General features: G+C 66.7%; 19 protein-coding genes. 11 read left to right on the forward strand and 8 right to left on the reverse strand.

Annotated elements, in window-relative coordinates:
- Nucleotides 1-19: 19 nt before the first annotated feature.
- Nucleotides 20-1108: an amino acid ABC transporter substrate-binding protein gene (locus tag JMT67_RS02760; protein ID WP_233455768.1), complete on the reverse strand. Its 1089-nt coding sequence runs from the start codon at nt 1106-1108 to the stop codon at nt 20-22.
- 86 nt (nt 1109-1194) lie between these two features.
- Between JMT67_RS02760 and metC the strand changes: the two genes are divergently transcribed.
- The 5 genes from metC (at nt 1195) to rpiA (ending at nt 7894) form a co-directional block, all read left to right on the forward strand.
- Entirely contained in the window at nt 1195-2373 is a 1179-nt protein-coding gene (metC, locus tag JMT67_RS02765; RefSeq protein ID WP_201462629.1) for a cystathionine beta-lyase, read from the forward strand.
- Between the two features lie 22 nt (nt 2374-2395).
- Nucleotides 2396-3745 carry an O-antigen ligase family protein gene (locus JMT67_RS02770; protein WP_233455769.1) on the forward strand — a complete coding sequence of 450 codons (1350 nt, stop codon included), beginning with the start codon at nt 2396-2398 and terminating at the stop codon, nt 3743-3745.
- Complete coding sequence (locus tag JMT67_RS02775) at nt 3720-5771, forward strand: DNA topoisomerase IV subunit B (RefSeq protein ID WP_201462630.1); 2052 nt, start codon at nt 3720-3722, stop codon at nt 5769-5771. Before JMT67_RS02770 ends, JMT67_RS02775 begins: the two co-directional genes overlap by 26 nt.
- Before the next feature lie 81 nt (nt 5772-5852).
- Nucleotides 5853-7214, forward strand: a complete 1362-nt coding sequence (gene glmU, locus JMT67_RS02780; RefSeq protein WP_183215516.1) for a bifunctional UDP-N-acetylglucosamine diphosphorylase/glucosamine-1-phosphate N-acetyltransferase GlmU — start codon at nt 5853-5855, stop codon at nt 7212-7214.
- Nucleotides 7211-7894 (forward strand): ribose-5-phosphate isomerase RpiA, encoded by a 684-nt coding sequence (rpiA, locus tag JMT67_RS02785; RefSeq protein ID WP_201462631.1) that lies wholly within the window; start codon nt 7211-7213, stop codon nt 7892-7894. Before glmU ends, rpiA begins: the two co-directional genes overlap by 4 nt.
- A gap of 5 nt (nt 7895-7899) precedes the next feature.
- On the opposite strand, the gene JMT67_RS02790 is transcribed toward rpiA, so the two are convergent.
- Nucleotides 7900-8841 carry a hypothetical protein gene (locus tag JMT67_RS02790; RefSeq protein ID WP_224764271.1) on the reverse strand — a complete coding sequence of 314 codons (942 nt, stop codon included), beginning with the start codon at nt 8839-8841 and terminating at the stop codon, nt 7900-7902.
- A gap of 197 nt (nt 8842-9038) precedes the next feature.
- Between JMT67_RS02790 and gor the strand changes: the two genes are divergently transcribed.
- Nucleotides 9039-10421: a glutathione-disulfide reductase gene (gor, locus tag JMT67_RS02795; protein ID WP_183215513.1), complete on the forward strand. Its 1383-nt coding sequence runs from the start codon at nt 9039-9041 to the stop codon at nt 10419-10421.
- A 25-nt stretch (nt 10422-10446) separates the two neighbouring features.
- On the opposite strand, the gene JMT67_RS02800 is transcribed toward gor, so the two are convergent.
- Complete coding sequence (locus JMT67_RS02800; protein WP_233455770.1) at nt 10447-12036, reverse strand: carboxylesterase/lipase family protein; 1590 nt, start codon at nt 12034-12036, stop codon at nt 10447-10449.
- Nucleotides 12037-12150: 114 nt separating this feature from the next.
- Here JMT67_RS02800 and JMT67_RS02805 point away from each other — a divergent pair, with 114 nt between their 5' ends.
- Complete coding sequence (locus tag JMT67_RS02805; RefSeq protein WP_233455771.1) at nt 12151-13659, forward strand: sensor histidine kinase; 1509 nt, start codon at nt 12151-12153, stop codon at nt 13657-13659.
- Nucleotides 13656-14033 carry a response regulator gene (locus JMT67_RS02810; RefSeq protein ID WP_152950274.1) on the forward strand — a complete coding sequence of 126 codons (378 nt, stop codon included), beginning with the start codon at nt 13656-13658 and terminating at the stop codon, nt 14031-14033. Before JMT67_RS02805 ends, JMT67_RS02810 begins: the two co-directional genes overlap by 4 nt.
- 8 nt (nt 14034-14041) lie before the next feature.
- Here the strand turns inward: JMT67_RS02810 and JMT67_RS02815 are convergent, their stop codons facing one another.
- Genes JMT67_RS02815 through JMT67_RS02830 form a run of 4 tightly spaced genes read right to left on the reverse strand, consistent with a single transcriptional unit; the run spans nt 14042 to nt 20817 of the window.
- Nucleotides 14042-17446, reverse strand: coding sequence for a class I SAM-dependent DNA methyltransferase (locus JMT67_RS02815; RefSeq protein WP_201462632.1), 3405 nt, complete (start codon nt 17444-17446; stop codon nt 14042-14044).
- A 55-nt stretch (nt 17447-17501) separates the two neighbouring features.
- Complete coding sequence (gene hutI / locus JMT67_RS02820) at nt 17502-18713, reverse strand: imidazolonepropionase (protein WP_201462633.1); 1212 nt, start codon at nt 18711-18713, stop codon at nt 17502-17504.
- Nucleotides 18710-19444: a histidine utilization repressor gene (hutC, locus tag JMT67_RS02825; protein WP_201462634.1), complete on the reverse strand. Its 735-nt coding sequence runs from the start codon at nt 19442-19444 to the stop codon at nt 18710-18712. The genes hutI and hutC overlap by 4 nt, the downstream gene beginning before the upstream one ends.
- Nucleotides 19441-20817, reverse strand: a complete 1377-nt coding sequence (locus JMT67_RS02830) for a formimidoylglutamate deiminase (RefSeq protein ID WP_201462635.1) — start codon at nt 20815-20817, stop codon at nt 19441-19443. Before JMT67_RS02830 ends, hutC begins: the two co-directional genes overlap by 4 nt.
- A 74-nt stretch (nt 20818-20891) precedes the next feature.
- On the opposite strand from JMT67_RS02830, the gene hutG reads away from it, so the two are divergent.
- Genes hutG through hutH form a run of 3 tightly spaced genes read left to right on the forward strand, consistent with a single transcriptional unit; the run spans nt 20892 to nt 24903 of the window.
- Nucleotides 20892-21713, forward strand: a complete 822-nt coding sequence (gene hutG / locus JMT67_RS02835; RefSeq protein ID WP_201462636.1) for an N-formylglutamate deformylase — start codon at nt 20892-20894, stop codon at nt 21711-21713.
- Nucleotides 21710-23371, forward strand: a complete 1662-nt coding sequence (gene hutU, locus JMT67_RS02840) for a urocanate hydratase (RefSeq protein WP_201462637.1) — start codon at nt 21710-21712, stop codon at nt 23369-23371. The genes hutG and hutU overlap by 4 nt, the downstream gene beginning before the upstream one ends.
- Before the next feature lie 2 nt (nt 23372-23373).
- Nucleotides 23374-24903, forward strand: a complete 1530-nt coding sequence (gene hutH / locus JMT67_RS02845; protein ID WP_201462638.1) for a histidine ammonia-lyase — start codon at nt 23374-23376, stop codon at nt 24901-24903.
- Nucleotides 24904-24921: 18 nt separating this feature from the next.
- On the opposite strand, the gene JMT67_RS02850 is transcribed toward hutH, so the two are convergent.
- Nucleotides 24922-26745, reverse strand: coding sequence for a PPC domain-containing protein (locus JMT67_RS02850; protein ID WP_201462639.1), 1824 nt, complete (start codon nt 26743-26745; stop codon nt 24922-24924).
- Between the last annotated feature and the right edge of the window lie 36 nt (nt 26746-26781).

Below are 26781 nucleotides of genomic sequence, written 5' to 3' on the forward strand. Positions count from 1 at the left end.
ACGATGCAAGTCGTCGCGCTTAACGGATCGGCAATCCATAGATCAAGCCGGGCGGCCGACCGTTCCACTGTGCGTTCAATCCGCGGGCCAGGTCGAGCGGCGATTGAGAGCCCAGGTTCCGATCAAAGATTTCGCCATAGTTGCCGACGGCGGAAACAGCGTCCTTCGCCCAGGTCTTCGACAGGCCCAGCATGGCTCCGAAATCCCCCTCTGCGCCCAGCAGACGCCGGATTCGCGGGTCTCGGGCGTCTTTGGCCTGGGCCTCGACGTTCTCCTGAGTCACGCCCAGTTCTTCGGCCAGGATGACGGCGTTGAGGGTCCAGCGGACCACGTCGGCCCAGCGGTCGTCGCCCGCGCGGACAACCGGTCCCAGGGGCTCCTTGGACACCACGTCTGACAATATCGTGTGCGCCTGGGAGTCGGCCAGGACGGCGCGCGAGGCGGCGAGGGCCGAAATGTCGGCGCTCAGGGCGTCGCAGTCCTCGCGGCCATAGGCGTCGCGCGCCGCCTCCTCCGTGGGCAAGACGACAGGCCGGTACGGGATCCCCCGTGACCTGAAGAAGTCGTCGGCGTTGGCCTGTGCGGTCGAGCCGGCCTGGACGCAGACCCGCGCCCCATTCAGCTCAGTCGCGCTGTTCAGGCTGAGTGACCGTCGCACCAGAAAGCCCTGGCCGTCGTAATAGTTGACGCCGGCGAAGACGAAGCCTTCTCCGGCGTCGCGGCTCATGGTCCAGGACGAGTTGCGCCAAAGGACGTCGATCCTGCCCTCATTCAAGGCGGCGAACCGGTCTGACGCCGACAGGGGCACGAAGCGCACCGCCTCGGCGTCGCCCAGGATCGCCGCCGCCATGGCCCGGCAAAAGTCAGCGTCGAAACCTCGCCATTGCCCGCGATTGTCGGTGTGGGCGAAGCCCACCAGACCCTGGTGCACCCCGCAATTGAGCCGCCCGCGGCGCTTGACCGCCGCCAGGGTCGGACTTTCGGGACGATCGGTCGTCACCGTCGGCGCGGGAACCGGGGGGGCGTCGTCTTCGGCGGCGCGTCTCGTATCGTCGCGGCCGCAAGCCGCCGCCGCCAACAGCAGGACCGTCATCGCTCCGATCGCCATGATCCGCATCGCGTTCGTCTCCTCCGCTTGCGCCCGGCCGACTTTAGAGGCCTTTAGACCCTGATCCGCAAGCCATCGGAGAGGCCATGTCGCCGCATTCGGACCGCACCCGCCTGATCTCGTCCGCCACACGCCGGGGGCAGGGCCGCCGTCCGGTCAATCCGCCCGTCGAGCGGGCCTCGACCATGCTCAGCGACCGTGCGGCGGCCATGCGAGATAACGCTGATGGCCCGACCTACGGCCTGGACGGCGGGACGGCCGCGCGCCAGCTGCGGGCCGCCCTGGCCGATCTGGAAGGGGCCGAGGACGCCTTTATCGTCCCCTCCGGCCTCGCCGCCGTCACCGTGCCTCTGCTGGCCCTGACCCGGCCGGGCGACGAGGTGATCACGACCGACGCCCTCTATGGTCCGTCGCGACGCTTTCTGTCCCGCTACCAGGCCGCGCGTGGCGTCACGTCACGATTTTTGCCGGCCGATGCGGATGCTGAAACGGTGATCGCCGCGATCGGGCCGCGCACCCGCCTGGTCCTGATGGAGTCGCCCGCCTCCCTGACGTTTGAAATGATCGACGTCGAGGCGGTGGCTCGGGCCTGTCGAGAACGCGGCGTTCTCAGCATGATCGACAACACCTGGGGCGCCGGCCTGGCCTTCAAACCCCTGGCCCACGGCGTGGACGTCAGCGTCCAGGCCCTGACCAAATATGTTTCCGGCCATTCCGACGTCCTGATGGGCGGGATCGCCATCACGGATTCAGCCTGTCGCCGGGCGATCGCAGATACGATCGAAGACCTGGGCTGGCACGTTTCGCCCGACGACGCCTGGCTGGCCCTGCGCGGCCTTCGCACCCTGCCGCTGCGCTACGCCGAGCAGGGTCGGTCGGGTCTGATCATCGCCGAATGGCTACAGGCCCGGCCCGAGGTGTCCCGCGTCCTTTATCCGCCCCTGCCCGGCTCTGTCGGCCATGAGCTGTGGACACGCGACTTCACCGGCGCCGCCTCCCTGATGGGGGTCGTTCTGAAGGGGGGGACCGAGGCCGCCGGCCAGGCCCTGCTTGATGCCCTCAGCCTGTTCGGCATGGGCTATTCCTGGGGCGGATTCGAAAGCCTGATCACCCACGAAACCCATCAGACGGCCTATCGCGTCTACCCACCCGCCTTGGAGGGGGAGCTGATCCGACTGCATGTGGGGCTGGAAGACCCGTCGGACCTGATTGCGGACCTGGAGCGGGGACTAGCGGCCTTCCGCGCCGCGCTCACCCTTCCTTAAGCGGGCGGCGTCACCCTTGGGCGTGCGCGCCTCACCTGACCGATTCGATCAGCCGACCGATCCGCCCGCCTGGGAGCAGTGGGCGGCGGGCTTCGTCGTCTTCATGCTGACCGGCGCCCTTTTCGCGCCCGTCTTTGCGCCGGACCAGAGCGAGACCCCCATGCTGCGGTTCCTGTGGCTGCCGGTCTATGCGGTGACGGCGGGGCTGATCGTCTTCCGGTTCGAGCGCGTCATCCGCGCCTGGCCGGCCTGGCTGGCGGTGGGCGCCCTCGTCGGCCTGGCCTATGTGTCGCAGTACTGGTCGATCGATGCGGAGGTGACGGAGCGGCGCGTCATCGCACTGGCGATCAACAGCGCCTTCGCCGTCTATCTGGGCGCCGTCTTTAATGGCTCCGCCCTGCCCCGCCTGTTGATGCGCGCGGGCCTGGTGATGGCGATCGGCAGCCTGATCATGGTCTTCCTGTTTCCTCGGATCGGAGTGCACCAACTGGACAACGCCGGCCTGTGGCGCGGGCTCTGGTACGAAAAGAACCAGATGGGCCTGGTCATGGTGGTCGGCGCCGTCTCGGCCGCCGCCGTTCTTGTCGCCGATCATCTGGCTGACAATGGCTGCAAACCCTGGATCGCCCTCCTGACCCTGGCCCTCACCACGCTTTTGGTGGTCGCCACCCAGTCCAAGACCTCCCTGCTGTGCCTGATCCTGGGGGTCGGCATGGTCGGGGGCTGGTGGGTGCTTCGCCAAGGCGGAGCCGCCGTCACCGTGGTTGCGGTCTGGTTGGGGGTCGTCATGGCGGCCGGCGGCGCCTGGCTTTGGAATACCCAGTCCGCCGTCATCCTCGAAGCCCTGGGCAAGGATCCCTCCCTGACCGGCCGGACCCTGATTTGGGAGGCGTTGATGCGCAAGGTCGCCGATCGCCCCTTTACCGGCTACGGTTTCAGCGCCTTCTGGGGCGTGGATTCCATCCCCGCCCGCGAAATCCGCTTGGAGACCCAGTGGCCGGTTCCCTCGGCCCACAACGGCTGGATCGACCTTCTGGTCCAGCTGGGCTGGCCCGGCGCCGTCCTGGTGGGTTTGGTCATGGCCGTTTCGGCGGTGATGATTCTGGCCCGGCTGAACGGAATGGGCGCGCGCGAGGGTTTCTGGAGCCTGGGCTATATGACGGGCTTCTTCGTCCTGAGCCTTTCGGAGAGCGTGCTTCTGACCCACGCCAACCTGCCCTGGGTGCTGATGCTGGCGATTTTGGCCCGCGCCGTGACCTTCGATCCCGTTCCGGTGCGACCGCCGCTTGCCCGACCGGCTTCACGGGCCTACCAGAACCGGCCCCGAATCGCCTCAGACTATGTGAATGGCCGCCGATCTCTTCGCTTTTGACGACACGCCCCAGCCTCCGAAGCCGGAGGCGCCCAAGCCTGTCCCGACGCCGGGCGCTGCGGCGGCGCCCGCACCGACCCCGGCCGCTGCGGTCCCCGGCGGCTATTCCGCCTCCTCGATCGAGGTGCTGGAAGGCCTGGAGCCCGTCCGCAAGCGCCCCGGCATGTATATCGGCGGCACCGACGAACGCGCCCTGCACCACCTGTTCGCCGAAGTCCTCGACAACGCCATGGACGAGGCGGTGGCCCGCCACGCCCGGCTGATCACCGTCGATCTGGACGCCGAAGGCTATCTGTCCGTCCGCGACGACGGCCGCGGCATCCCCGTCGACCCGCACCCCAAACACCCCGGCAAGTCGGCGCTGGAGGTGGTCATGACCGTCCTCCACTCCGGCGGCAAGTTCTCGGGCAAGGCCTATGAGACCTCGGGCGGCCTGCACGGCGTCGGCGTCTCGGTCGTCAACGCCCTCAGCGAAAGCGTCGAGGTCACGGTCTGGCGCGACGGTTTCGAGTGGAGGCAGGCCTTCTCGCGCGGCCATGTCCTGGCCCCGATCCAGCAGGTCGGCCCGTCCAAGAAGCGCGGCACCCTGATCCGCTTCAAGCCGGACGAGCAGATCTTCGGCGTCGGCGCGGCCTTCAAGCCCGCCCGCCTGTTCCGTATGGCGCGCTCCAAGGCCTATCTGTTCCGCGGCGTCGAGATCAAATGGACCTGCGCCCCCGAACGGATCACCGACGCCACCCCGGCACAGGCCCTGCTCCACTTCCCCGGCGGCCTGGCCGACGCCCTGGCCGACCGCATCGGTGAGCTGGAAACCGTCACCCCCACCTTCGCCGGCCGCGCCGAGCGTCAGGGCGAGGCGGGCGCCTTCGAATGGGCGGTCACCTGGTCGCCCGCCGGTTTCGGCGAGGCGGACGGCTTCATCCAGTCCTACTGCAACACCGTCTCCACCCCCGACGGCGGCACGCACGAAGCCGGCTTCCGCGCGGCCCTGGTCAAGGGGCTCAAGGCCTATGGCGAACTGACCAATGAGAAACGCGCCGCCATCATCACGGCCGAGGACGTCATCGCCAACGCCGGCGCCCTGATCAGCGTCTTCATCCGCAATCCAGAGTTCCAGGGCCAGACCAAGGACCGTCTGTCCTCGCCCGAGGGGGCGCGGATCGTCGAACAGCTGCTGCGCGACCCGCTGGACCACTGGCTGACCGAAAGCCCCAAACAGGCCAACGCCCTGCTCGGCTTCGTCATCGACCGGGCCGAAGACCGGCTGCGCCGCCGCAAGGACAAGGAGGTCCAGCGCGCCGCCGCCACCCGCAAGCTGCGCCTGCCCGGTAAACTCTCCGACTGCTCGCGTCAGGCCGCCGAGGGCACCGAACTCTTCATCGTCGAAGGCGATTCAGCCGGCGGCTCGGCCAAACAGGCGCGCGACCGCACCACCCAGGCCATCCTGCCCCTGCGCGGCAAAATCCTGAACGTCGCGTCGGCCACGGCGGACAAGCTGCGCCAGAACGTCGAACTGTCCGATCTGGCCCTGGCGCTCGGCGTCCAGCCCGGCAATCGCTTCAACATCGACGACCTCCGCTACGAGCGGATCATCATCATGACCGATGCCGACGTCGACGGCGCCCACATCGCGGCCCTGCTGATCACCTTCTTCTATCGCGTCATGCCCGAGACGATCCGTCAGGGCCGGGTCTTCATGGCCTTGCCGCCGCTGTACCGGATCTCCGCCGGCCCCTTGAGCGAATACGCCCGCGACGACGTCCACCGCGACGAGCTTCTGGCCACCGTCTTCAAGGGCAAGAAGACCGAGATCGGCCGGTTCAAGGGCCTGGGCGAAATGATGGCCTCCCAGCTGAAGGAGACCACCATGGACCCGAAGAAGCGCACCCTGGCCCGGATCACAGTGCCGGACGCCGAGGCGAGCATCGAGGATTTGGTCGAACGGCTGATGGGCAAGCGGGCTGAGGCCCGTTTCCAGTTTATCCAGGAAAACGCCCAGTTCGTGAAGGAAGAGCTGGACGTCTGATCCCGCCCGCCACGCCCCCGTGACGCCTGGACCCAGGCGCGCTAGAGGGCGACAGACCAAGACCGACAGCCGGATCGATCCATGACCCAGACGCCGCCCCGCGCCGCCATCATCCTCGCCGCCGGCCAGGGCACGCGGATGAAATCGCCCCTGCCCAAGGTGCTGCATCCGGTCGGCGGGCGCGCCATGCTGGATCACGCCATTGACGCCGCCGAGGCCCTAGGCTGCGAGCGGGTGGTCGTGGTGGTGGGCGAGCATTCGCCGGAGGTCCGGGCCCACGTCGTCAACCGCCTGGGCGAGGCTGCGATCGCTGTCCAGGACCCGCCCCTGGGCACCGGTCACGCCGTGCGCGCCGCCGAACAGGCTCTGGCCGGGTTCGAAGGAGACGTGGTCGTCACCTATGGCGACGTCCCCCTGCTGAAGGCCGCCGACATCGCGCCTGTCTTCGGCGCGTCGGGGGTCACCGTGATCGGTTTCGAAGCCCGCGACCCGGGCGCCTATGGCCGTCTGATCCTCGAGGGCGACATCCTGACCGCCATCACGGAGGCCAAGGAGGCCTCGCCCGAGGTGCTGGCCGTCACGGCCTGCAACTCGGGCGTCATGGCCGCGCCGGCCGCCCTGCTTTTTTCCCTGTTGGCCCAGGTCCGCAACGACAACGCCAAGGGCGAATACTATCTGACTGACGTCGTCGAACTGGCGCGCAAGGCCGGCCATCCCACCCGCGCCGTCTTCGCCGATGAGGACGCGGTCATGGGGGTCAACGCCCAGGCGGAACTGGCCCAGGCCGAGGCCCTGTTCCAAAAGGTTCAGCGCGAGACCTTCTTAGCCGCCGGCGTGACCATGAGCGCGCCGGACACCGTCCACTTCGCCTGGGACACCCAGGTCGGAGGCGGAACGGTCATCGAACCCTATGTGGTCTTCGGGCCGGGCGCCGTGATCGAGGGCGGGGCGCGCATCCGCAGCTTCAGCCATATCGAGGGCGCGCGCGTGGCGGCCGGGGCGGAGGTGGGCCCCTACGCCCGGCTGCGGCCAGGCGCGGACCTGGGCAGGGGCGCCAAGGTCGGCAACTTCGTCGAGGTCAAGAACGTCCTTATGGCCGAGGGCGCCAAGGCCAATCACCTGGCCTATCTGGGCGATGGATCGGTCGGCGCCGGCGCCAACATCGGGGCGGGAACCATCTTCTGCAACTATGACGGCTTCAACAAGGCGCAGACCGAGGTCGGGGCCGGCGCCTTCGTCGGCTCCAATTCCAGTCTCGTCGCCCCCGTGACGGTCGGCGCGGGCGCCCTGGTCGCCTCCGGCTCCGTCATCACCGAGGACGTGCCGGCCGACGCCCTCGCCTTCGGCCGGGCCCGCCAGACGAACAAGCCGCAAGCCGCCGCCGACTTCCGTGAAAAGGCCAAGGCGAAGAAGGAGGCGGCCAAGGCCGCTAAGCTGAAATGAGCGATCTGCAAAAGAAGAACGCGGGCGAAGTCGCCGCCCAGCATGTCGAGCCCGGCATGGTGGTGGGCCTGGGCACCGGCTCGACGGCCGCCTGGTTCGTCAAGGCTCTGGCCGCCCGCAATCTGTCCGGTCTGCGGTGCGTCCCCACATCCGAAAAGACCGCCGACCTGGCGCGCGATCTGGGACTGACCCTATCGACGCTGGAAGACACGCCGCGCATCGACCTGACCGTCGACGGCGCGGACGAGGTCGGTCCCGGCCTGGCCCTGATCAAGGGGGGCGGCGCCGCCCTGTTGCGTGAGAAACTGGTGTGGGAGGCCTCCAGCCGCTGCATCGTCATCGCCGACGCCGCCAAGGTGGTTCCGGTGCTCGGCGCCTTTCCCCTGCCGATCGAGGTCGTCGCCTTCGGGCACAAGACCACGGCCAATCGTATCGCCGACGTCCTGGTCGATCATGAGATCCATGCGCCGGCGCGCGTGCGCCAGGCGGATCGCGGTCTGGTTCGCACCGACGGCGGCAATCTGATCTATGACGCGGCCTGCAAGGCCATCCACGACCCGGTCCGTTTAGCCGATGACCTGAAACTGATCACCGGCGTGGTCGAACACGGCCTGTTCCTCGACCTGGCGGACTTGGCGATCATAGGGATGGATGACGGAGTCTACACGATTCAGCCTTAAGGCGACTATTTCTCTTCCTCATTCTTGAGCAAGACGTGCTCGCGGCGGATTGCATCTACGATTTCAGAACGCGCCACTCGCGTGCTGACGTGGCCGCGCTCTGCCGCATAGAGCCCCGCCAAATAGGCCTTGTCCCAATCAGTCAGAGATTCCGCGTCTGCGGGTTGAGTGAAGATATTCAGGATGGATGCATAAGCACTGGTGTCCGAATCGGGATCGATTTGGGCGAACGTGACCATGGCGACGTAATCCGCTAACTGCTGTATTGTGACGTTGGCCACTTGGTCGACATCGATGATTACAATCGTACGAAAAATGTCATCAACGATTTGGGAGTTCAGCCGCGACGCTGCGAATACAGGAACCACCGGCGCCATCTCGAATCCCTTAATGCAGGATCCAGAACAGTCTCCGGGAATACGGACGGCGCGCATGCCCGTGTCTGAATCGACCGGCATGGATACATTCCACCAACGGACCGGACGATCTGAAGCCCGAAACCGCCGCAGGGACTCCCTGCCTCTGTCCATTCCGGAACCGCCGATTCTAAACGTTCTAGGGCTCTCTTCAACCATAGCGTTCGCTGTTGCTGCGCCGTCTGATGTCGCCACGACCAGAGCATTGGGCGTGCAACCGGGCTTTCCAGCCTTCAGGCCCAAATCGTCCGCTATCTCTGATACGCGATCTACGATATACTGTGCAGGTTCGCGTTGCAGATTGGCGACGCCCACACACACAGGATCGCGCCATCGCGCCAGGCCCCGCCCATTGTTCGGCGCCGCAACCTCCCTCACAAAGTCGCTGATCATGCTGTCTAGAGGGCGACCGACAACTTCGACATCTTCAAGTCTGACCGCAGCAGAAGATGAAGAAGGCGTCTCAACACGTAGCTGGTCATCGCCCGATTGCGGAAAAATTACAGCCGCTGTCAAAAGGAGCCCAATCATACCCGCCACCCATTAAGTCCTGACAGCACACTGTTCGACCGCACACCCGAAGTCAACCTTTTGGCCATGTCTATGCAACCTTTTCGTGCTCTATTGACCTTAGCTTGTCTCGCTAGAACAACGTACTTATGTCAGTGGTCCGCCTGGGCTGCGGCGCGTGCCGGCTCTGTCACTGCGGCTGTGTTTCGGAGCGCTCCATGGCTGATTACGACTACGACCTCTTCGTCATCGGCGCCGGCTCCGGGGGCGTGCGTGCAGCGCGGCTGACCGCCCTGGACGGAAAGCGGGTCGCGGTGGCCGAGGAATACCGGGTCGGCGGCACCTGCGTCATCCGAGGATGCGTGCCCAAGAAGTTCATGGTCATGGCCTCCGAAGTCAGCCATGCGTTGCAGATCGCTGAGGGCTACGGCTGGTCGTTCGACCAGGCCCGGTTCGACTGGCCGACCTTTCTCGAAGCCAAGGACGTCGAAATCGCGCGTCTTTCGGGCATCTACGCCGCCAATCTGGGTAAGGCAGGCGTTGAGCTGGTCCATGGTCGGGCTGTGTTGAAAGACGCCCATACGGTCGAAATCGTCGGAAAGGACCAGGTTTTCACCGCTGAAAAGATCCTGATCGCCACCGGCGGCCGCCCATGGAAGCCGGACGGCCTGACCGGGATCGAGCACGCCATCACCTCGGAAGAGGCCTTCCACCTGCCCGAACTGCCCAAGCGCATCCTGATTGCGGGCGGCGGCTATATTGCGGTGGAGTTTGCGGGAATTTTCGCCGGCCTGGGCGTCGAGACGACCCTGATCTATCGCGGGCCGAATATCCTGCGCGGCTTCGACGACGATGTGCGCGCCCATCTGGCCGGCGAGATCGAAAAGCGCGGCGTCAAGGTGATCCTGGGCTGCCAGCACGAGAAGATCGAGAAGACGCCCACCGGACTGATCAACCACCTCGAAAACGGCATGAAGCTGGAAACGGATGTGGTCATGTTCGCCACCGGCCGGGTTCCGCATGTGAAGGGCTTGGGGCTGGAAGCCGCAGGGGTCGAGCTCAACGAGGCCGGGGCGATCAAGGTGGACCGCTGGTCAAGGACGACGGCCGAAAACATCTGGGCCATCGGCGACGTCACCGACCGGATGAACCTGACTCCGGTGGCTATTCGCGAAGCGGTGGCCTTTCACCAGACCGTCTTCCGCGACAATCCCCAGCACTTCGACTATGAGGCCGTGGCGACGGCGGTGTTCAGCCAGCCGCCCGTCGGCGTGGTCGGCCTGTCGGAGGCCGAGGCGCGCCGGTCTTGTTCGGCCGGCGTCGATGTCTATGTAACCCGCTTCAGGCCGATGAAATACGCCTTCACCGGCTCAGAGGAGCGGGTTCTGATGAAGCTGGTCGTCGACGCTGACAGCCAGAGGGTGGTCGGCGTCCATATCGTAGGGCCGGACAGTCCGGAGATGATTCAGCTCGCCGCCATCGCCGTTAAGGCCGGCCTCACCAAGGCGCAATGGGATGCGACCTGCGCCGTCCACCCCACCATGGCGGAGGAGTTGGTGACCTTGAAGGAAAAGCAGTCCAGCAGCACCTCGGCGGGCTGAACCTTCCGCAATTCAGACCGAGCCCTCAGTGTTGATAGGGCCTAGCCGCATCTTCATCCGGCCGAAGCGCACGAGGACGCCCGCGCGGGCGCTCACGGAACTGTTCGATCAGGTCCAGACGCCCCGCGTCCGGGGTCGGAACGGCGACGGGACCGTCGTTCCGAATCAGCAGCAGCGTCGGATTACCTTTTCCGGCCGCCATCGGCCAGTCGGGCCGGCCTACTCCGTTCGGATCGCCGGAGCGGGCGAAGCTGGTCCAGTAGCCCATCATGGCCTGGGAGGCGACCTGATCCACCGGCCGCACCGGATAGGGCAGAAGCGACAGCGTTCCAAAGACATAGGGCCGCTCGATCGCATGGGTGGCGCCGCCGTGCGGTTCGGGATTGTCCGGCGAGGAAATGTCGAACCGATAGAGATAGGCGGGTCGTCCTGCGGCGGCGTGCAGCCGCGCCAGCAGCCGTGCGGGTTCGGAGAATACGGCGTCGGTGATGAAACCGCGGTCAAACCCGGCCTCTCCGCCATAGGCCTGGATGATCTGGGCACGTTCCAGCCAGGTCATGTCGTCGTCGATCATGCCGTAGCCGTTGCGGTCGGTGGGCTTCATCCACCAGAATTCGGCGCTGTTGGTCCCGATGATCAAGGGCGCCGGCGACTGCCGCCCGGCGCGGAAGGCCGCCTCGACGGTCGAAGGCACGATCCTGCCGTCGATCAGGGTCAGGTCGCCGTTGGCGAAGACCGGCGCAGGCGTCAGCAGCAGTTCGACCGGCGCCGACCGCAGATCGGCCGCCGTCATCAGATTATGGCCGTGCGCCCAAACCTCGCCCCTCTCGCGGGCGGACGGCAGGTCAAAGGCGCCGCGTCGGTCCAGGGGCGTTTGCAACTCACGCCCGAGTCCGGACTGAACGACGGCCCGGGCGAACAGATCACGCGCCGGAGGCGAGATCATCAGGCGGGTCACCATGGCGCCGCCGGCGGATTCCCCGAATATGGTGACGTTGTCGGGGTCGCCGCCGAAGACGGCGATATTGGCCTTTACCCATTTCAGGGCGGCGATCACGTCCATGACGCCATAGTTGCCCGCCGGCTCATCGGCCGGCCGTTCGGCCGCCAGGGCGGGGTGGTCAAAGAAGCCCAGCCGTCCCAGGCGATAGTTGAGCGTGACCACCACCATGCCCTGACGCGCCAGGTGCGACCCGTCGTAGAGCGCGGCCGTGCCCGAGCCGTTCACCAGTCCGCCGCCATGGATCCACACCATCACCGGCGCCGGCGCGGACGTATCAAGGGGGCGCCAGACGTTCAGGTTCAGGCAGTCCTCGCTCATCGGCAGGGGGCCGACGCCGGGATCGCCCTGCGGCGTGGCCTGAATGCAGATGGGGCCATAGGTCGAAGCGTCGCGACGGCCTTCCCATCGCGGGGCCGTCCCGGGCGGCCGCCACCGCATCTCTGCGACCGGCGGGGCGGCGTAGGGAATGTTCTTGAAGGCGGCGACTTCCCCCTCCGCCACACCTGTCAGCTCGCCCTGATCGATCCGCACCAGAGGCGGATCGTCGGCGGGCCGGTCTGTGGGTTGAGCGATCATCAGGGAGAGGGTGGCCAAGGCGCCGGCGATTGTCATGTCCCGTCCTTAGCAAATTCCCTCGACGGGCCAATGACGATCCGAAAATGATTTGTGCTGGCGTGAACCTTTTCGTCAGGTCGGCGTTTACGCCCGGTTCGACTGGGGCGTGGCTTGACTGAACTTCTGACACAGGGCGCGTCGATCGCCGATTTGGCGACCGCGTTTGCGGCTTCGCCCAATCCCTATCTGTTGCTCACCCCGGATTTGCGGATCTTCGACGTCAATCAGGCCTATCTGGACGTCACCCGTTCGAATCGGCCCGATCTCCTGGGTCGACCGCTGTTTCAGGCCTTCGATTCCGGACCGGGGCAGGAGGCGCCCGAAAACGTCCGGCAGGTCAGGGCCTCACTTGAAAAGGCGCGCGACACCCGACAGCGCGACCATCTGGCCCTCGTCCGCTATTCGCTCCCACGACGCCTGGATGATCGCCGGGAGGTGTTCGAGGAGCGGATCTGGAGCGCCACCCATACGCCGCTGCTCAACGCCGAGGGCGAGGTCGTCCTTCTGCTTCAGCACACGATGGATATCACGGACCTGTTCCCGGCCGCCCCGCGCGACGAACCGACCACGGCCCTCGATGCCATCGTCGGCGGTTCCGTTCTGCGGCGCGCTCAGTCGGTGCAGGAGGACAACCGTCGCCTGGAGAAGGAACGCAACCGCCTGGTCGAGATGTTCATGCAGGCGCCGGGCTTCGTCGCCATTCTGTCGGGCCCGGACCACTGTTTTCAGATGTACAACGCCGCCTATGGGCAGTTGATCGGCCACCGCGACATCGCCGGCAAGCCGATCCGAGAGGCGCTGCCTGAGCTGGCCGGCCAAGGCTATTACGAGTTTCTCGATTCCGTCTTCGCTACAGGCGAAGCCTATGAGGGGCGCGAAAGCCTGGCGCAACTTCAGCGGCGGCCCGGAGCGCCGCTGGAAAACCACTATCTCGACTTCATCTATCAGCCCATTCGCGACGAGGCCGGCCAGGTGGTCGGCATCTTCGTACAGGGTCACGACGTGACCGAGAACGTCCTGGCCGCCCGCCGTCAGAAGTCGATGATCGACGAGCTGAACCACAGGGTGAAAAACACCCTGGCGACGGTCCAGTCCATCGCGATCCAGACGGCGCGGTCCCACCGCGACCCCTCCACCTTCGCCCAGGCCTTCCAGGCGCGAATCCTGGCACTCTCCCACACCCATGATCTTCTGACGCGGACCCATTGGGAGGGCGCCGATCTGCGCGCCATTCTGGAGCACGAGACCGAGGCGTTCGGTCCGACGCGCTTCCACCTGAACGGTCCCGCCGTCGCCCTGGCGCCGGCTACAGCCCTGTCTTTGGGCATGATCTTCCATGAGCTGGCGACGAACGCCGGCAAATACGGCGCCCTTTCCACGCCCGACGGACGGGTTCTGGTCGATTGGGGCCTGGCGGATCAGACTGCGCCGAAACTAAAGCTGACCTGGCGAGAGTTGGACGGGCCGAAAGTTACGCCACCGGACACAAGAGGCTTTGGTAGCCGATTGATTGAACGAAACATTCGTCACGATCTGGCGGGTGAGATCGATCTGGTTTACGGCAAAGACGGATTGATTGCGGAACTCATGGTTCCCCTCGACAGGACACCCGCCCTATGAACCAGCCGCTGAATGGACGCCGCGTCTTGGTTGTGGAGGACGAGTCCCTCGTCGCCATGTTGCTCGAGACCATTCTGGAGGACATGGAGTGCGTGCCCATCGGTCCCGCGTCCAATATCGACGAGGGCGAGACCCTGGCCCGCGACACGGTCGAGCTGGACGCAGCCCTGTTGGACGTCAATGTCGCCGGCCGGCAGGTCTTTCCCGTAGCGGAGGCCCTGAAAGCCCGCGGCGTGCCCTTCGTCTTCTCGACCGGCTATGGCGAAGGCGGTCTGCCGGACGAATGGCGCGGGTCGCCGACCATCCAGAAGCCCTTCACAGAGGCGGCGGTGCGCGACGCCTTGCTGAAGGCTATGGGCGTGGCCGAGGTCTGATTCGGGTTTCAAGCTCGATGGGGGGCGAACCAGCCTGTCTCCGAATGTTGAACCGCCCCTGAAACGGCCAAGACCGCCAGCGTATGTTCGATCGTGCGGGTCTTACGCCGTCCGCCGCCTTCAAACGCCGCCGCCAGATGCTCAGGCTGCATGGGGACGCCGGCGCGTCTCAGACGGAACAGCAGGGCTGAGGCCAAGGGGCCCGGCTCCTCCGGAAGCTGCGGCCGGCTGGGCGGCGATACCAGGACCGCCTCGGTCTGGACGGGCTGGGGCGCGATGATCCGTACCTTGCCGCTCTGATAGGCGGGACGGACGAAGCGCACCCTTCCCTGGGTCTCTTCCTCCGCCCTCCTTCGATTCAGCTGCGTCAGTCCCGAGACGATCGTCGCCTCATCCGCATCGGCCGGCCAGCCGTAGGCCTTGGTCACCCGCTCATCCAGCCGGCGATGAAGATGATCGAGGATGCCGATGCGGCCGCGGTCATGTCTGTCCCGTTCGGACGTCTCGAGGGGACGGGCCTCGGCCGCGCGGGCCATCGCGTTATAAAGCGCCGTCATGGTCAGGTCGGGATTCTCAGCCAGGACGCGCGCCCGCGTCTGGTCCAACTCCTCCCCCAGGGCCGCCAGTTCAGCCGCCTGGGCCGGGTCCAGTTCGGGAAAGGGAAAGCGGTCGAAACAGACGCCTTTCACATAGACGGCCTCGCGCTGATACTCGCCGATCCTTCCACCGTTCGCGGCGAACCAGGCCCGATGGACGCGGGACGACAGCACCGCCAGCACGGCCGGATCGTCACTGGCGATGACGACGAGCTTGTTGTCGGGCAGGACGTCCTTGTCCAGAAAGCGGAACCAGCGGTGTTTGGCGGTTTCGACCGTAACTATATAGCGATCAAGACCCGTCAGGGCCGCGCGAAGCTCGCGGCGCGGCTCGCCAAAGAGCCACCAACTGTCCCTGTAGGCGGCGCGGTTGTTGCGCTCCCGTTCGGGCTTCACCGTCTCAAGCAGATGCTGATAGATCAGAGGATGGCGACGCCGCACGTCGGCCTCGTCCCACCCGAACAGGTCGATCACCTCAAGATTGCGGCTGCGATCCGCCAGATCGCGACCATTCCGATAGGCGCGGATCGGCGACGGCGCTCCGACCTCTGAACCGCCCAGCAGGGCGCGTCCCTTCTCCGGCGTCACCAGGAATCCGGCGCCCATCAGCTGGACGCCGCGATAGGCTAGGCCTGCATTGGCTCTCAGATCGACCGCCCGGCCCAGACCGTCGTCGATCATCAGGTCCGCGCCGATGACCCCTCGCCTTTCCTGAAAGGTCAGACGGGGAAGATCCGTGTCGAGGTCGGCCTCGTCGGTCACGCCCAGCCACCGGCCCTGGCCGTCCGCCTCCCCCCTTTCCGCCACCGACATGGCGATGCGGACGTCGGCGCGGCCGACGCCGACGACCCACGGATGGTCGGGGATGGCGAATACCAGGCGAACCGCCGGGCGGCGGTTGAGATGATGCGCGATGACACGACGCGAAAAGGTCTGGGTGACGGAATTGGTGGTGATGAAGCCGAAGCGGCGCAGGATGGACCCCGGCCGGGTCAGAATCTCAGCCGCGCGATCCCACCAGACGGTCACCAGATCGGCGGAGCGAAACCGACCACCGCGCACCTGGTCCAGGGCGGCCATATAGCCGTCGCCGAAGGCCGCACGCAGATCCTTGCCGCCCATGAACGGCGGATTGCCGATGATGAAATGCGCCTCCGGCCAGGGCGTCGGCCGCGGATCGACATAGTGCTCGACCGAACGATCCCCGCCCGTTTCGCCCGGCGCCCCAGCGATCCGCGAACAACTGACCAGGGCGTCGACATGCACGACCCGGCGAAAGTCCTTCAAAATCGGTTCAGAAGGGGCGGCGTCGCCGAACAGGCGAAAATGCCATTGCAGATGGCCGATCCACATCACCATTTCGGCGATCCAGGCGGCGTAGGCGTTCTTCTCCAACCCATGGAATTGTTCGGGACTGACGACGTGGCCGTCCAGACCTAGGCGGCCCTGCTTCTCCCCCATTTCCGCCAGAACGCCCAGAACCTCTCCCTCAAGCGCCTTCATCATGTGCATGGCGACGTAGAGAAAGTTCCCCGTCCCGCAGGCCGGGTCCAGCACACGCACCCGGCAAAGCTGATCGTGAAAGGTGCGGATCATCCGCCTTGCGCCCTGGACGTCGCCTTCGAGATAGAGCCCCAGGGCCTGGGCCTCGACCGCCTCCCAGTCCGCTCTCAGGGGCTCCATGATGGTCGGCTCGATCAAGCGTTCGACATAGGCCCTGGGGGTGTAGTGCGCCCCCAGTTCCGCGCGCTCTTGCGGGTCCAGGGCCTGTTCCAAAAGGGCGCCGAATATGGCCGGCTCGACCAGGGCCCAGTCGCACCGCGCCGCCGCGATCAGGGCCTCAAGCTCCTCTTCCGTGATCGGCAAGGGGACGGCGGAGCGGAACAGGCCGCCGTTGAAGCGGCGAAGACGCTGCTGAATCGCCAGACAATGCCCGCCCTGATCCATAAGGCCGAAGAAGACCCGCGCCCCTTCGTGGAACCGATCCGCCTTGCCCCGATAGGCTTCGAGAAACCGCAGGAATCCCCGCTCCTCGATCAGGCCGACGCTGTCGGCGAACATGGCGAAGATGCACTGCATCACGAAGAGCGCGGTCTGGTTGGCGCGGGCCGCCCGCTGAACCCGGTCTTCGCCCGCCGTCGATCGCCTCTGGCCGATCGAGCGCACAAGCCAGGCCAGACGTCGGGCGATGTCCGTCGTCGCCTCTGCGACCGCAGCGGCGGGATCCAAGGACAGGGGGTCGAGCCAGATCCGGCGCAGCCTGTCGCGGACCTCGGGCGCGCGAAGATGCTCCAGCTCGATGCGGTAGGTGGCGCGATCCGGGTAAGGGATATAGGCCTTCCCCTGACGATCGAAATCCGACCAGACCTCGATGCACCGGCCCACATCGACGATGATCAGGAAGGGCGGCCATTCATCCAGCGCCTTGGCGTAGTTCTCAGCCTGGCGCTTCGCCGCGCGCATCAGGCGATCCACCGCCTCAGGCGAAGGCGCGCGAGGCCTGGCGCTGGGTTTGAGGAAAAGCGACAGTTGCACCGCCGGGTCAAGGGGGCCGCCGTTGCGCCGCTTTGACGACTGTTTGGCCTCCAGCACGAAACAGCCGCGCTTGGCGCAGTCGATCCAGCCCTGGGTCGCGCGGCCGTCGTCATGTCGGAAGCGAACCGGCCGCTCGAAACAATAGTCCAGGTCGCCGGTTCGCTCGTCGTCGGGCGCCGGGACGCCGATCAGACGGCAAAGCTGAATGATGAAGGTCTGATAATGCGACCGTTCCCCGATCGGGGCATGGGCCCAATGCGCGATAAAGGCGTCGACATCCACAGATTGCTCCCCGGCTATGGAGGCAACCTATAGTTAAATCTCGCCCGCCTGCAACCTAAGAGCGCACGCCGTCCAGCCAACGGGCGTGCAGCACAGGCTTGCCCAGCCAATAGGCCAGTTCTGCGGGATTTTGGATGTCCCAGGCGGCCAGATCGGCTCTGAGACCAACCTCCAAACGCCCCAGGTCGGCGCCGAGACCCAGGGCGTGGGCCGCCTCTCGCGTCGCCCCCGCCAAGGCCTCTTGGGGAGTCAGTCGAAACTGAACGCAGGCCAGAGTCATCGCCGCCGTCATGGAGGCGAGCGGAGAGGTTCCCGGATTGCAATCTGTAGCCACCGCCATTCGGACGCCGTGACGGCGCAAGGCGTCGATCGGCGGAATCCGGGTCTCGCGCAGCATCAGAAAGGCGCCCGGCAGCAGCACCGCGACGACCCCCGCCTGGGCCATGGCCGCCACCCCGGCCTGGGTCGCATATTCGATATGATCGGCGGACAGGGCGCCGTAACGCGCCGCCAAGGCCGCCCCGCCGCTGTCGGACAACTGGTCCGCATGCAGTTTGACCGGCAGACCCAGCCCTCTCGCCTTGTCGAACAGGCGCGACACCTGATCGGGGGAAAAGGCGATCGGCTCGCAATAGGCGTCCACCGCATCGACCAGTCCCTCGGCGCAGGCGGCGGGAAGTATGTCTTCGACGGCCTCATCGACATAGGCTTCGGGGTTCGCGCGATGCTCCGGCGGCGTGGCGTGCAGACCCAGATAGGTGGTGCGAACCCGCACCCCGCCCTCTCGACCGATGCGGCGGGCGACGCGCAGCATCTTCAACTCGCTGTCTCGGTCCAGACCATAGCCGGACTTGATCTCTACGGTGGTGACCCCCGTCGCCTTCAGCCCCTCCAGCCGTTCCATGGCCGAGGCGAACAGTTCGGCTTCCGACGCCGCGCGGGTGGCCCGGACCGAAGACAGAATCCCTCCGCCGGCCCGGGCGATCGCCTCGTAGGTCGCGCCGCCCAGCCTCTGTTCGAACTCGGCCGCTCGATCGCCGCCGAAGATCAGATGGGTATGGCAGTCGATCAGGCCGGGCGTGATCCAGCGCCCGTCGAGCCGCTCCGTCCTGCGGGCCGACACGGTCGGCAGGTCCGCCCGATGTCCGATCCAGACGATGCGTCCGTCCGCCGCCGCCACAGCGGCGTCCTCGATCACCCCATAGCCCCCCTCGCCTTCGGACAGGGTTGCGGCGTGGCAGTCGGTCAGAAGCAGGTCGATCTTCATCGTCTCGGCTCCCCGCCGCGGCCGCCGGAACGGGCGGAGGAAAAAAGCGCGACCAGATCATAGCGGTCGCCCGGAAAGATCTGGCGCACCTGGGTCACGCCCAAACCGTCGCGCCAGGTCCGTCGTTCCACGCAAAGGCAGGCGGCGCCCCTCTTGATCTGCAGGAGGCGCGCCGATTGGGCGTCCGCCCCCATCGCGCCGATGCGATTTTCAGCCTCGGTCCAGGGTTCTGATTCCAGGAGCCAGCTTCCGGGCGAAACCCGGCTAAAATCGACGGCGATCGCCTGGGGCGCAGCCTTCAGCCCGATCAGTCGCCGCTCGAGGGCCAGGGGAATGGAATCGGCGCTGTGAAGACAGGTCAGGTCCAAAAGGCGCGCGCCGGCTGCAAGTTCCGCTTCGGCGGCGTCCGTCGGCCCGCGCTCGATCTGCGTCAGAAGCCGATAGCCGTAGACCTGTCCCCGCTCCGTCACCTCGGCCCTGAGATCGGGGATGGCCAGGAAGGCGGCGTGGGCCTTGGGCTGGGCCACAAAGGTGCCGGCGCGGCGTCGGCGCACCACCAAGCCTCGGGCCGCCAGTTCCGACAGGGCTTTGGACACGGTCGCCCGCGAACAGCCGTAGTCCTGCATGAGCTCATGTTCGAACGGCAGCCGCCGCCCCGGCGCGAGGGCGCCCGAAAGGATGCGATCCTCCAGATCGGAATAGATGCGGCGATGCAGCGGCCCCGCGCTCACGCCAGCACCGCCTTCAAGGCCTGGCGATAGCGCGCCTCAATGGCGTCGCGCGCGACATGGCGTCCCTGCCGGACCACCAGCCGTCCCGCGCGCCAGACCGAGGCGACGCCCCCTCTGGGCGCCCCGAAAATCCAGCTGTCCAGCACCGCGTCTCCGAACCGGCCCTCGAAACTGATATGGCCGCCGTCGAGGGCGACGATGTCCGCCGCAGCGCCCACGCTCAAACCGCAGGACACGCCGGTCGCCTGAGCGCCCCCGGCCAGGGCCTGATCAAAGAGGAGCCGTCCGGTCGAACGACCGGGGTCAGCCATGACGGCCCGGCCTCTGAGGGCCAGCCGCTGGCTGTATTCCAGCATCCGCAATTCGTCGGCCAGGCCGATCTGTACATTGGAATCCGTGCCTACGCCGAAACGGCCGTCGGCGCGGTGATAGGCCGCCGCCGGGAAGATTCCGTCGCCCAGATTGGCCTCTGTGATCGGACACAGGCCGACCACGCTCCCGCGCGCGGCGACTCCCCGCCATTCGGTCTCCGCCACATGGGTGGCGTGGATCAGGCACCAGCGTGGATCAACCGGAGCGTTGGCCAACAGCCATTCCACGGGGCGCGCGCCGGACCAGGCCAGACAGTCCTCAACCTCCTTGGTCTGTTCCGCCACATGTATATGGATCGGCCCCTGTCCGGCCATGACAAGCAGCGCCTGCAACTGCTCCGGCGTGACCGCACGCAGGCTGTGGGGCGCCACCCCCACCCCGGCGTCCGCCAGTCCGGCGGTCAGGGCGCGGCAATCGGCGACAAGGACCGCATAGCCGTCGAGGTCGGTGATGAACCGTCTCTGACCTTCGGTCGGCGCCAGGCCGCCGAAGCCGGAATGGGCGTAGAAGACCGGCAGCAGGGTCAGGCCGATGCCCGTCGCCTCGGCCGCCGCCGCGATCCGGGTCGCAATCTCCGCCCGGTCGGCGTAAGGCGCGCCGGTGGGGTCGTTGTGGAGGTAGTGGAACTCCGCCACCCGGGTGAAGCCGCCCTCCAGCATTTCGGCGAAGGCCAGGGCCGTGATGGCCTCGATCTCGTCAGGCCCGCCCCGATCCAGAAACCGGTACATCAGACGCCGCCACGTCCAGAAGTCGTCATCGGTCGGCCCGCGCGCCTCGGTCAAACCGGCCATGGCGCGCTGAAAGGCGTGGCTGTGCAGATTGGCGACGCCCGGCAGGGCCACGCCGCCGCCCTGGTCTTGCGGCGATCGCGCGACCTCCGTCTCCAGACGGGATATGCGGCCTTCGCGGACCCGGACCCTGACCCCGCGCGCCCAGCCTTGCGGCAGCAGGGCCGCTTCGAACCAGAGCAACAGATCGACGGGCGTGGGCTCGGGCGTCACTGGACAGGTCCATCGGGTTGCGATCAATATGTCTAGACATACCACGACGATCCGATTTGGCGAGGGAGGCCGAGATGACGTCCGACTGGCTGACCGTGCACGAGGGCGCCGCCCCCCTGATCATCGGCCTGCCCCACACGGGAACGACCATTCCTGCAGCGATCGAGGCGCGGATGAGCTCGCCCTGGCTGGCGCGCAAGGACGCCGACTGGTGGGTGGATCGGCTTTACGACTTCGCCCGGGACATGGGCGCGACCACGGTTCGCACCGCCCTGTCGCGCAGTGTGATCGACGTGAACCGCGACCCGTCCGGCGCATCCCTCTATCCGGGCCAGATCACGACCGGCCTTTGTCCGCTCGAAACCTTCGACGGCGAGCCCCTTTACCGGCCCGGCCAGGCGCCCGAAGCTGCCGAGATCGAGGAAAGGCGGGCGGCCTGGTTCGATCCCTATCATGCGGCGCTTCAGGCCCAGATCGACCGGTTGCAGGCGAAGGGGCCCCTGGTCGTCTATGACGCCCACTCGATCCGATCGGTGGCGCCCCGGCTGTTCGCCGGCGAACTGCCCCAGTTCAACATCGGCGACAATGACGGCGCCACCTGTGCGCCGCAGCTGACCCAGGCGGTCGAGGCCGCCTGCGCCGTCAGCGGCGACAGTCTGGTCGTCAATGGGCGGTTCAAGGGCGGTTGGACCACGCGCCACTACGGCCGTCCCCAAGTCGGCGTGCACGCCATCCAGATGGAGTTGGCGGACCGAGGCTATATGCGCGAACCGGCCGAGGGTCTGACGCCCGAAAACTGGCCCAGCCCCTATGAGCCGGACCGGGCCGAGACGATGCGTCGTCATCTGCGCCGCATCCTGAACGCCTGCATCACCTTCGCCGAGAGCCGGACATGAAGACCAATATGCGCGAGATCCGCAGCCCGCGCGGTCCTGAAAGGACCGCCAAGACCTGGGCCGCCGAGGCCGCAATCCGGATGTTGATGAACAATCTCGACCCGGAAGTCGCTGAACGACCGCAGGATTTGGTCGTCTACGGTGGGATCGGCAAGGCGGCGCGGGATTGGCCGGCCTTCGACCGGATCGTCCAAACCCTGACCGATCTGGCCCCCGATGAGACGCTTCTGGTCCAGTCAGGCAAGCCGGTGGGCGTGTTCCGCACCCATGCGGATGCGCCACGCGTGCTGATCGCCAACTCCAACCTCGTGCCGAAGTGGGCGACCTGGGATCATTTCTCAGAACTCGACCGTAAAGGGCTTATGATGTATGGACAAATGACCGCCGGGTCATGGATCTACATCGGCACCCAGGGCATTGTTCAGGGCACCTATGAGACCTTCATGGAGGCCGGTCGCCAGCATTACGGCGGCGACTGGTCCGGGCGATGGATACTGACGGCGGGCCTGGGCGGGATGGGCGGGGCCCAGCCGCTGGCGGCCACCATGGCGGGGGCTTCCTGTCTGGCCGTCGAATGCCAGCGCAGCCGTATCGAGATGCGGCTGAAGACCCGCTACCTCGACGTCATGTCGGAAAGCCTGGACGAGGCGCTCGACCTGATTGAGCAGGCCAAGATCGGTAAAAAACCTATCTCGGTCGGCCTGTTGGGCAATGCAGCCGAACTTCTGCCTGAACTTGTCAAGCGCGGGGTGAAGCCGGATTTGGTGACGGACCAGACCAGCGCCCACGATTTGGTGAACGGCTATCTGCCTTCCGGCTGGTCTGTGGCGGAATGGGAGGACCGTCGCCAGTCCGATCCCGGCGCCGTCTCTGCCGCCGCCGCCGCCTCCATCGCCCGCCATGTCCAGGCCATGCTTGATTTCCAGGCGTCCGGCGCGCCCGTGGTCGATTACGGCAACAACATCCGCCAGGTCGCCCTGGATCAGGGTGTGGCGCGCGCGTTCGACTTCCCCGGCTTTGTGCCCGCCTATATCCGCCCCCTGTTCTGTCGGGGGGTGGGGCCGTTCCGCTGGGCGGCCCTGACTGGAGATCCAGAGGACATCCGCAAGACCGATGCGGCCATGAAACGGCTGTTTCCTGACAATGCGGGCCTGCACCGCTGGCTGGACATGGCGCAGGAAAGAATAGCTTTTCAAGGACTTCCGGCCCGAATCTGCTGGATCGGACTAGGCGACCGTCATCGCGCGGGGCTGATGTTCAACGACATGGTCGCCTCGGGCGAGTTGTCGGGGCCGATCGTGATTGGGCGGGATCATCTGGATTCCGGCTCCGTCGCCAGTCCCAACCGCGAGACTGAGGCCATGGCGGACGGGTCCGACGCCGTATCGGACTGGCCCCTGCTGAACGCCCTTCTGAACACGGCCTCCGGCGCCAGCTGGGTGTCGCTGCATCACGGCGGCGGGGTCGGCATGGGCTATTCGCAGCATTCCGGCGTGGTCATCGTCGCCGACGGCACGCCGGAGGCGGCCCGCCGGCTTGAGCGGGTCCTGTGGAACGACCCCGCGACAGGCGTCATGCGCCATGCGGACGCCGGTTACGAGGTCGCCCGTGCGGCGGCGCGGGCCCACGGTCTGAATCTTCCCAGCCTCGAGGCTTGATCATGACAGAACTGATCATCGGCGCTGCGCGCCTGACCTTGCCCCAGTTGCGCGCCGTTCTGGAGGGGCCGGTGACGGTCACCCTGACGCCCCAGGCTTGGTCCGACGTCGAGCGCGGCGCCGAGACGGTGGCCGCCATCGTCGATGAAGGGCGAACGGTCTATGGGATCAACACCGGCTTCGGTCTCCTGGCCAACACCTCCATCGCGCCTCAGGATCTTGAGACCCTGCAACGCAATCTGGTGCTGAGCCATGCCTGCGGCGTCGGCCCTCTCCTGCCCGACCCAGTGACGCGGCTGATGATGGTGCTGAAGATCGCCAGCCTGGCCCGCGGCGCCTCGGGCGTTCGCCGCCAGACGCTGGAGGCCCTTATCGCTCTGGTCGAGGCGGACATCCTGCCCTGTGTCCCATCCAAGGGATCGGTGGGCGCCTCGGGCGACCTTGCGCCCCTCGCCCATATGAGCAGCGTCCTGATCGGCGTCGGCGAGGCTCGTCAGGGCGGCGCGGTTCTGGACGCCCAGGCGGCCCTGGCCAAGATCGGGCTGGAGCCGCTGGTTCTGGGGCCGAAGGAAGGCCTGGCGCTTCTGAACGGCACCCAATGCTCGACCGCCCTGGCCTTGGCGGGTCTGTTCGCCGCAGAGGCGGTGTTCGCCGCAGGGATCGCGGCCGGCGCCCTGTCCGTCGACGCCCTGAAGGGGTCAGACGCCCCGTTCGATCCACGAATCCACGCCCTGCGCGGCCAGCCGGGCCAGATCGCCGTCGCGGGCCGACTGAGAGCGCTGATGCAGGGCTCGGCCATACGCGACAGCCATAGAGACGACTGCGCCAAGGTTCAGGATCCCTACTCCCTGCGTTGCCAGCCCCAGATCATGGGCGCCGTGCTTGACGTCCTGACCACGGCGGCCGACGCCCTGGAACGCGAGGCCAATGCAGTGACTGACAACCCCCTGGTCTTCATTGACGACGGGGATGTGATTTCAGGCGGCAACTTCCACGCTGAACCCGTTGCTTTTGCAGCGGACCAGATCGCAATGGCCCTGTGCGAGATCGGCAATGTCTCCGAGCGGCGAACGGCCATTCTGGTCGATCCGAAGATGAGCGAACTGCCGGCCTTCCTGGTTCGTGAAAGCGGGCTGAACTCCGGCTTCATGATCGCCCAGGTGACGGCTGCGGCCCTTGTGGCCGAGAACCGGATGATGGCCCACCCGTGCAGCATCGACACTGTGCCGACCAGCGCCAACCAGGAAGACCACGTGAGCATGGCGACCCATGGCGCGCGACGCCTGCTGGACATGGCGGAGAACGCCGCCACTGTGGTCGCGATCGAACTGCTGGCGGCGGCCCAGGGGTTGGAGTTCCACCGTCCTCTGACCAGTTCCCAGGCCTTGGAACGGGTCTACGCCCTCGTCCGCGAAGCCGCCGCCCCCTACGCCAGCGACCACTATTTCGCGCCCGACATCGCCCGCGCGACTGACGGGGTTCGGGCGGGGCGGTACCGCCCCTTCGCCCTCGACCTGCTGCCCTCCGCCTGAGACGGAGCCAGCCCCTGATCAGGGCTGGCGTTCCACCGCCAGCGCATAGGCGCCGGTCTCATTGGGGGCCAGGGCCCGGGCGCGCACGACGTACCAGCCGTCTTCCGGCGCGGTCCATTCCAGCTTGGCGTGGGTGTCCGACAGCCCGTCATCGTCCGTCGCCAGACTGGTGAAGGCTTCGCCGCCTTCGCCCAGATCCAGGAAGGCGTCAAAGGCGTTCGAGACTAGGGTGATGCGCAGCTTCTCGTCCTTCTTGGCCTGGAAGCGATAGGCGTCGTAATAGGCGCCCTCTTCGGTCATGGCGTCGGTGGAACTCAGGGTTCCGCGCGCCGTGGCGCCGACCAGGATGCTGCCGGGTTCCGGCTCCGGGCCGCGCTCGGTCAGTTCGAGGGCGTAGAGCCCGTCCTCTTCCGCCGACAGGGGCATGACCCGGATGACGTAGTCGCCGGTCTTCGGCAGGGTGAAGTTCAGCCGCGAATCCGTACCCTGGGCCAGGCCGTCGTCGTCGCTGGCCAAGGCGGTGAAATCGCCTTCGGCGGCCCCAACCTCCAGATAGGCGTCGAAGTCGCCGGATCGAAGGATCGCCTGGATACGCTCTCCCTCCGCGCCGGAGAAGGCGTAGGCGTGATAGTGTTTGCCGTCATCCGACTGGGGATCTTCGGTCTTGATCTCGCCTTCGACCGTGTCGCCGAACTGGATCGGCGTCGGCGGCGGCGGGGGCGCGACTTCGCTGACGGTCAAGGTGAATCGTCCCTCTCCGTCGCCGCTGAAGGCCCGCGCCTCGACCACATAGTCTCCCGCCGTATCGAGGGTCGCCGTCAGGCGCGAATTCGTACCCACGCCTGCGCCGTCGTCGTCTTGCGCGATCACACTGTCATCAACACCGTTTCGCAGGACCAGATAGGTGTCGAAATCCTTTGACGACAGTTCAATGGCGACCCGCTGACCCGCCTCAGCGCTGAAGCGATACAGCTGGGCGCGTTGACCGTCGTCATTGGCCCCCGTGTCGGCATTCAGTTCGCCCTCGACCTTATCGCCGATCGCGAGGGGTTTCGCCGGCGGGGCGTCAGGGGCGGGCGCCAGTCCGATCGTATAGGCGCCGGTTCCGTCCTGCACGGCCGTGGCGCGGATCACATAGTCGCCCGCCGTCGGCGCCGTGAAGACGAGGCGGGAGTTCAGCCCCTGATCGGGGCCATCGTCATTGTGAGCCAGTTCGACGAAGTCGCCGCCCGCCATTCGCCCGACCCGCACCAGAGGATCGAAGTCGTCGGAGTTCAGGGTGATGATGACTCTCTGGCCCTGTTCCGCTCGGAAGCCGTAGGCGTCATAGGAACCGCCGTCCTCCTGTTGGGGGTCGCGATCGGTCAGTTCTCCGGCCTCCTCGGCGCCCAGTCGGATCCGCGCGGGCCGGGGCGCTCGGGCCGGGGCGGGCCGTTCGCGGAGCGACAGGCTGTAGCCCCCGCCGTCCGTTCCCGACAGGGTCCGCGCCCGCAGCACATAGGTTCCGTCCTCTTCGGGCGTAAAGCGCAGCCGCGCGTCCGTGCCCTCACCCAGACCGTCGTCGTCTTCCGCCAAGGCCTCGTCCGATCCTTCGGCGTAAAGGGCCAAATAGGCGTCAAAGGAGTCGGATCTCAGCACCGCCTCCAGCCGCTGGCCCGCGCGCGCGGCGAATCGATAGTCGTCATAGACATAGTCGCCGTCGGTGTCCCGGGCGTCGCCCTCCCCCAGGGCGCCGTCAACGGTCGCGCCGATCCTCAGGCTCGCAGCCTCCTGCGCCAGGGCGGGCGAGACGCTCCAGATCAGGGCCAGGGCGCCGGCGGCGGCGAGAAGCGAGGGCTTCATGAAGAACACTCCAAGAGTTTGCGCCCGATCATAGAC

The organism is Brevundimonas aurantiaca (genome assembly GCF_904830995.1).
In the GTDB taxonomy this organism is placed as follows: domain Bacteria; phylum Pseudomonadota; class Alphaproteobacteria; order Caulobacterales; family Caulobacteraceae; genus Brevundimonas; species Brevundimonas aurantiaca.

Excerpts from the sequence above, each read along its gene's own strand:
- JMT67_RS02760 (WP_233455768.1), bottom strand. The coding sequence starts at position 1,108 with ATGGCGATCGGAGCGATGACGGTCCTGCTGTTGGCGGCGGCGGCTTGC.
- metC (WP_201462629.1), top strand. The coding sequence starts at position 1,195 with ATGTCGCCGCATTCGGACCGCACCCGCCTGATCTCGTCCGCCACACGC.
- JMT67_RS02775 (WP_201462630.1), top strand. The coding sequence starts at position 3,720 with ATGGCCGCCGATCTCTTCGCTTTTGACGACACGCCCCAGCCTCCGAAG.
- glmU (WP_183215516.1), top strand. The coding sequence starts at position 5,853 with ATGACCCAGACGCCGCCCCGCGCCGCCATCATCCTCGCCGCCGGCCAG.
- rpiA (WP_201462631.1), top strand. The coding sequence starts at position 7,211 with ATGAGCGATCTGCAAAAGAAGAACGCGGGCGAAGTCGCCGCCCAGCAT.
- JMT67_RS02790 (WP_224764271.1), bottom strand. The coding sequence starts at position 8,841 with ATGATTGGGCTCCTTTTGACAGCGGCTGTAATTTTTCCGCAATCGGGC.
- gor (WP_183215513.1), top strand. The coding sequence starts at position 9,039 with ATGGCTGATTACGACTACGACCTCTTCGTCATCGGCGCCGGCTCCGGG.
- JMT67_RS02800 (WP_233455770.1), bottom strand. The coding sequence starts at position 12,036 with ATGACAATCGCCGGCGCCTTGGCCACCCTCTCCCTGATGATCGCTCAA.
- JMT67_RS02810 (WP_152950274.1), top strand. The coding sequence starts at position 13,656 with ATGAACCAGCCGCTGAATGGACGCCGCGTCTTGGTTGTGGAGGACGAG.
- hutI (WP_201462633.1), bottom strand. The coding sequence starts at position 18,713 with ATGAAGATCGACCTGCTTCTGACCGACTGCCACGCCGCAACCCTGTCC.
- hutG (WP_201462636.1), top strand. The coding sequence starts at position 20,892 with ATGACGTCCGACTGGCTGACCGTGCACGAGGGCGCCGCCCCCCTGATC.
- hutU (WP_201462637.1), top strand. The coding sequence starts at position 21,710 with ATGAAGACCAATATGCGCGAGATCCGCAGCCCGCGCGGTCCTGAAAGG.
- hutH (WP_201462638.1), top strand. The coding sequence starts at position 23,374 with ATGACAGAACTGATCATCGGCGCTGCGCGCCTGACCTTGCCCCAGTTG.
- JMT67_RS02850 (WP_201462639.1), bottom strand. The coding sequence starts at position 26,745 with ATGAAGCCCTCGCTTCTCGCCGCCGCCGGCGCCCTGGCCCTGATCTGG.